This window comes from Arthrobacter sp. 35/47, assembly GCF_000520475.1.
GTDB classification, from domain to species: domain Bacteria; phylum Actinomycetota; class Actinomycetes; order Actinomycetales; family Micrococcaceae; genus Arthrobacter_D; species Arthrobacter_D subterraneus.
The window spans coordinates 211893-217874 of the sequence record NZ_KI914592.1; the positions used below are offsets into that span (position 1 = coordinate 211893).

The 5982-nt window shown below is 64.9% G+C and carries 8 protein-coding genes and 1 pseudogene; 8 read left to right on the forward strand and 1 reads right to left on the reverse strand.

What is annotated here, in order from left to right; genetic code table 11:
* A partial coding sequence (locus X803_RS18565) for a lipid II:glycine glycyltransferase FemX (protein WP_035778203.1) occupies positions 1–1070 on the reverse strand: 1070 nt, incomplete at its 3' end.
* Positions 1071–1190: 120 nt separating this feature from the next.
* Between X803_RS18565 and X803_RS0107670 the strand changes: the two genes are divergently transcribed.
* The 8 genes and pseudogenes from X803_RS0107670 to X803_RS22205 form a co-directional block, all read left to right on the forward strand.
* On the forward strand, positions 1191–2195 hold the full coding sequence (locus tag X803_RS0107670) for an aldo/keto reductase family protein (RefSeq protein ID WP_026544685.1): 1005 nt from the start codon (positions 1191–1193) through the stop codon (positions 2193–2195).
* The gene (locus X803_RS0107675; protein ID WP_026544686.1) at positions 2192–3043 is read left to right on the forward strand and encodes an NAD-dependent epimerase/dehydratase family protein; all 852 of its coding nucleotides are present in this window, start codon (positions 2192–2194) and stop codon (positions 3041–3043) included. Before X803_RS0107670 ends, X803_RS0107675 begins: the two co-directional genes overlap by 4 nt.
* A 122-nt stretch (positions 3044–3165) precedes the next feature.
* Positions 3166–3585: a hypothetical protein gene (locus X803_RS0107680; protein WP_026544687.1), complete on the forward strand. Its 420-nt coding sequence runs from the start codon at positions 3166–3168 to the stop codon at positions 3583–3585.
* A gap of 42 nt (positions 3586–3627) precedes the next feature.
* Positions 3628–3969 carry a hypothetical protein gene (locus X803_RS0107685; RefSeq protein ID WP_343299612.1) on the forward strand — a complete coding sequence of 114 codons (342 nt, stop codon included), beginning with the start codon at positions 3628–3630 and terminating at the stop codon, positions 3967–3969.
* Positions 3970–4045: 76 nt separating this feature from the next.
* Complete coding sequence (locus X803_RS21000) at positions 4046–4492, forward strand: hypothetical protein (RefSeq protein ID WP_156930001.1); 447 nt, start codon at positions 4046–4048, stop codon at positions 4490–4492.
* Complete coding sequence (locus X803_RS0107695) at positions 4486–5091, forward strand: hypothetical protein (protein WP_026544690.1); 606 nt, start codon at positions 4486–4488, stop codon at positions 5089–5091. Before X803_RS21000 ends, X803_RS0107695 begins: the two co-directional genes overlap by 7 nt.
* A gap of 63 nt (positions 5092–5154) precedes the next feature.
* Positions 5155–5466, forward strand: coding sequence for a hypothetical protein (locus tag X803_RS0107700; protein WP_026544691.1), 312 nt, complete (start codon positions 5155–5157; stop codon positions 5464–5466).
* A gap of 116 nt (positions 5467–5582) precedes the next feature.
* Positions 5583–5982: pseudogene (locus X803_RS22205) on the forward strand (uracil-DNA glycosylase); the annotation flags it as partial.

Genomic DNA, 5982 nt, shown 5'->3' on the forward strand with positions numbered 1-5982 from the left:
TAGAACGGCTGGTGGGTGCGCCGCCAGTAGACCTGCCGCAGGACCCGTTCGCCCAACTTCTGCCACGCACGGTACTTCATGGGACTGAGCACCAGGTCGTAGCACCCCACAAAGTCCGTGACCGTCTTGGTGAAGCTGGTCTTGAACAGGCCCAGGCCGTGGTGCTGGTGGCTCTTGTCCTTCAGCTGATCACTCGGAGGCGTCCCGCAGAAGTCGTACTCGACGATATTGTGCTCCTCCTTGAGGTCGTTGATGGCCCTCCATTGGAGAAGGTGCGAGTCACCGTACTGCGAGCGTCCGGGCTTCGACCCGCCGTCCTTATAGGTGCCCTTGCGGCCGTAGTTGATGACAAACGCACCGACCGACGGTTCGCCGTCCTCGTGGACGAAGTAGAGCCGGCCCTGTCCCGCGGCCACGAAGTTGGACCAGAACCGCCGGTAGTACTCGAACGAGCGCAGCCGGGCCGCCGACCGGTCCTCAATGTGCGCCATCAACCGGTACATCGTGCGGAAATTCTCCTCGGTGGGCTCCATCCGCTGAACGGTGACTCCCTCCCGCTCGGCGCGCCGGACGGCGTTGCGCCCGCGTGCGTGGAGGTTGCGCAGCAGCTGCCTGGGTTCCGGCGTCGTGTCGAGGATGGCCGTGTGGTCGTTGGGCTGGAGATTGAACGCCTTGACCAGTCCCGCGCGGCGGAAGATGGTACGCACCTCCGAGCTGTCCTCGATGTCCGGCTCGATCTTGAGCGCGAAGACCGGCAGCTTCGACTCCCTGATGAATGTCCGGAAGGCGTCCAGTACTGCCGGGACGTCCTCGGGAGTTGCGACGTCCGGGCCCTTGATCAGGTACCAGAGGCTGCCGAGCAGTGGGACCTTCTTTTCAAGGACCAGGTTGTAGGTGGTGTATTCCGCTGACTCGCAGGCGACGAACAGCGGCTGCCACCCATGATGGGATTTGACCTCGGCGAAAGCCTCCGACTGCAGCAGGTTGCCGCCGTTTGGGTTGGCTGTGACCAGCGAGTCCCAGTTCTTGCGTTCTTCCTCAGTGGCAAATCGCGCAGTAAACGTACCCATGGTCCTCAATCACAACTGGTCGGCAGGCGGTCGATTCAGTCTAGCCGTTGGCGCTGGAGGGGCCACGCCCGGAGGGGCGGCCCTGTACCGGCGGGGAACTCCATGGATAGCATCGAAAGCATGGAATTCAGATACCTCGGAAACAGCGGACTCAAAATCTCGGAGATCACCTACGGAAACTGGCTGACCCACGGCTCACAAGTGGAGAACGACGTCGCAGCCCAGTGCGTGCGCGCCGCGCTCGACGCCGGCATCAGCACCTTCGACACGGCGGACGTCTACGCCAATACGGCAGCAGAAACAGTTCTGGGTGAAGCCCTCAAGGGCGAGCGCCGGCAGTCGCTGGAAATCTTCACCAAGGTGTATGGGCCCACCGGCCCAAAGGGCCACAATGACACCGGGCTGTCCCGCAAACACATCATGGAATCGATTGACGGCTCACTGCAGCGGCTGCAGACCGACTACGTTGACCTGTACCAGGCGCACCGCTTTGACTTCGAGACACCCCTTGAGGAGACAATGCAGGCCTTCGCCGACGTTGTCCGGCAGGGCAAGGCGCTGTACATCGGTGTGAGCGAGTGGACGGCCGAGCAGATGCGGGACGGAGCCGCACTCGCCCGGGAGCTGGGCTTCCAGCTCATCTCCAACCAGCCCCAGTATTCAATGCTGTGGCGGGTGATCGAGGAAAAGGTGGTGCCGACGTCGGAGGAACTCGGCATCTCCCAGATTGTCTGGTCCCCGGTCGCACAGGGAGTGCTCACCGGCAAGTACACCCCGGGACAGGCGCCGGAGCAGGGCTCGCGCGCAGCTGACGACAAGGGCGGCGCGGACATGATCAAGCGCTGGATGTCCGATGACGTCCTCACCGGCGTCCAGAAGCTCCAGCCGATCGCCGAGGAAGCCGGTCTCACGATGGCACAGCTTGCCATCGCCTGGGTCCTGCAGAACCCCAACGTCGCTTCCGCAATCATCGGCGCTTCGCGTCCTGAGCAGGTCGAATCCAACGTTGCCGCCGCCGGGGTGAAGCTGGACCCGGCGGTGATGCAGAAGATCGATGACGCAGTCGGGCACCTCGCCGAGACCGACCCGGCAAAGACCACCTCTCCCGAGACGCGCCAGTCATGAGGGTTGCTGTCACCGGCTCCAGCGGCAAACTGGGGCGCAGCGTCGTAGCCGGGCTTCAGGAGGCGGGGCATGAGGCGCTCGGCCTTGACCTGCAGGGCGAGCGCGGACGGGATTTCCTCGCAATCGACCTCACCAACTACGGCGATGTTGTGGACGCCATTCTGGGAGTGGATGACCGGCACTCGGGTTTTGACGCCGTCGTGCATCTGGCGGCCATCCCGGCTCCCGGCCTTCGGGCGGATGCGGCCACTTTCCACAACAACATGCTGGCCACCTACAACGTCTTCCAGGCGTGCAGGCGGGCTGGGGTCACGAGGATTGTCTACGCCTCCAGCGAGACCGTCCTCGGGCTGCCGTTCGATGAGGCGCCGCCGTACATCCCGGTCGACGAGGAGTATGACGCCCGCCCCGAGAGCACCTATTCGCTGGTGAAACACCTCGAGGAGCAGATGGCCATCCAGCTCACCCGCTGGGACCCGGCACTGAGCATCACCGCCCTGCGGTTTTCCAATGTGATGGACCCCGAGGATTACGCCGATTTCCCCTCCTTTGATTCGGATCCGATGCTGCGGAAGTGGAACCTGTGGGGCTACATCGACGGTCGGGACGGTGCCCAGGCCGTTCTGCGCGCCCTGGAAAACGCGCAGAACGGTTTCGACCGGTTCATCATCGCGGCATCAGACACTGTGATGAGCCGCTCGAGCGCCTCCCTTGCTGCCGAGGTGTTTCCCGACGTCGAAGTGGTCAGGGACGTAGGCGAGCATGAGACGCTCCTGTCCATCGACAAGGCCCGGCGGGTGCTCGGATTCGAACCGCGGCACAGTTGGCGGGATCACGCCGGCAGCTAACTCGCCGGCGGGGTCTTCGGAGCATCCGCAGGCCCCGCGGGACTGGCCGGGCATCCAAATGATCAGTAGGCTTACTGGTTACGGGGCGTCGCTCCGAAGTGCAATCGTCGAAAGGATCGATCATGACTGAGAATCTTCCCGATGAGGAACTGACCGTGGTCGGCGAGGAGCCGGACGCAGTGGATGAGTCGATTGCGCCGGAGGCTCTCGACCCGGTGAAGGACGGGCAGCCGGACAGCTACCCCACTGCCGCGGAGAACAACCCCGACAACTGGCAGCAGGATCCGCTGCTGCAGGATGAGCCGGGAGCCGGCGCCGGCCTGGAGGAAAGCGACCAGAGCCTGCGCGACGAGACCGAGGAAGCCCGCTTCCGTGAGGGCGAGGAGCAGGTTCCGCCGGAAGAACCGACCATCGGCGAGGCTGCGGCTGACGTCGACTTCGGTGACCCGATGAGCGATGAGGAAGTCGACGCAAGCGATGACGGCGCCAACTTCGGCGGATCGCCGCTGAGCCAGTTTGAACCGGAGGACCTGGACCGGTAGCAGCGGCGCCGTGGCCGGAGCACTCCCCGTAGAGTGGAAATCGTGAAGAAACTCGTTGCGCTGTTCCTGCTCGTGCCCTTTTCCGCCCTGCTCATGGGATGCAACCAAATCGAGGAAACTGCCGGCGGGATAGCCGGCGACGCCGCTTCCCAGGTGGCGGGGGCGGCCGCAGAAGAAGTTGAGTCCCAGGTCTGCGCCCTGGTCAGTGACAGCAATATCAGCGCGGAGGATGCGGAAGTGCTCGGTTCGCTGGTCGACGCAGCCGAGACAGCCGGGGTTCCTGCTGAGATCACCGACCCGCTTCGGGATATCGCCGCGGCCGGGGACGAGGTGCCCGCGGAGTCGGTGGAGTCACTGAATGAGGCCTGCGCGCCGTCGTCGTAATTCCGCCAGGTAGCGTTTCGATGTCGATTGTCCATCAAGTGTTCAATTGACCGCGCGCTAGCAGTACGTTGTCTCTATGAGAGGCGGCTCCCCCAGGGTCGTACGTGAGGCGACTGCTTACCAGGACGCGTTGTCCCGGTCCATCAGGGCGGCTTGCGCGCGGTGGGTCGCGATCGAGCTCGAATTCGGGCTACTCAGCGGTTCCGAGGTGGACGCGCTCCTTGGCCCGCGCTGGCCGCCTGCAGGTTGCCTTGCCGCTGAACGCCGGATCCTCGGCGTCGCCACCAAGGCCGGGCGCGTCCTGTATCCGGGATTCCAGTTCGATGCCGCCGCACGCACGGTGCGTCCCATCGTGGCCGAGGTAGCGCAGATCGGCCTGGACGGTGGCTGGAAGGACCGTCACATCCTGCAGTGGTTCTGCGTTCCGAACGGCTGCCTTCATGGTGAACGGCCCGTCGATCTGCTGGACGACCGCGAGCGCCTGCTCGCTGCCGTGCACGCTGATCTGGAGACAGTGTGGTGAAAGCGCTCATCATCGCCGCGGCGGCCGCGCTGCTGCTTTCCGGGTGCGGTGCGGTGGCAGTGCCGGGCGGAAACGCGGGCTCAGACCCGCCGTCGCGCTCGGAGGAACTGATCGGGCAGGGCACCGTGATCTCGGATGGAGACGGCATGGCGAGGCTGTGCCTCGGAGCCGTGATGGAGTCCTATCCGCCCCAGTGCTCCGGCCCTGAGATCATCGGTTGGGACTGGACCGCCGTGGACCAGTCGGAAACCGCCGCGGGAGTCACCTGGGGCACCTACGCCGTGCAGGGAACCTGGGACGGCACCGCCTTCACGCTGACCCAACCGCCTGTTCCGCTGGCCCTCTACGACCCTCCGGCGACTATTGATCCACGCACCGACCCCGCCAACCCCGGCGCCGGCAGCGAGGCCCAACTGGAGGCACTGCAGCAGGAGCTCGCGGGCGCGGAGCCCGGCGGCGTGCTCATGTCATGGGTGGAGAACGGCCATCTCTTCATCACCGTGGAGTACGACGACGGCACTCTCCAGAGCACCTACGACGCCCGGTACGGGCCGGATATCGTAGCCGTCCAATCAGCACTGCGGCCGGTTGGTCAGTGACTGATTCCTGACTCGCCGACCCCGCCCGGCAGGAATGTCAGAGCCGCGCAGTACCTTGGTCGCATGAATACATCATCTGCTTCCGCCATCACTCCCCCGCCCGCTGTCCGGCACCCGGAACGCGGGCGCAGGTACTCCATCGAGGAACTCCGCAGCCTCGCCGACGGCGGCGATGCCTGGGCGCTGTGCCAGGTGGATCAGTGGGAACTCGAGTTCGCCAATGTGTTTTCCGGCACCCTGTCCGAGCGGTGCACGGACACCGGATGCGAGGCCTACGGCGAACCTGTGGATACCTGCTATGACGGGGACGGCCGCCCGCTGGACGTCGACCACGGCGGGTGGGGCCACAGCGTCACCTGGGCACGAGCTGCCTGATTCTTCACCGGCGGAGGTGCCTTCCCAGACGGCCCCGCCCCGTCTGCAGCCCCTGGCGGGCAGATAACTCGGAACCCGACGCATGCGAAGTGACTGCACCCGGATACAGTGGAGGTATGTACCTCGATCACCCGCAAGCCCTGGCCGATGATGCGGTTCTCGAGAACCGCAAATCCATGTTGGCGACCGCGCCGCACATTCAGAGCCTGGAAGAGTGGCGGGCAGGCTACGCAGCCACTCGCTCCACCCCCGTCCCGCACTTCGATCCGGCTGACGCCGGCGACCAGGCACGCGTCCTGTTTGTTCTCGACCGCCCGGCAGAGGACGTTTTCTCCGATAACGGCACCGGTTTTGTTTCCGTGGACAACCCCGACAGCTCTGCCGAGCGGTGCTGGATCGAACGGGATTCTGCCGGACTGCACGAGGGCGTTCTCATGTGGAACATGGTTCCGTTCCTGGCTCCCAACCCGAATGCGGACAACCGTACCGCCGGTGCAAAAGCGCTCGGCTCGGTCC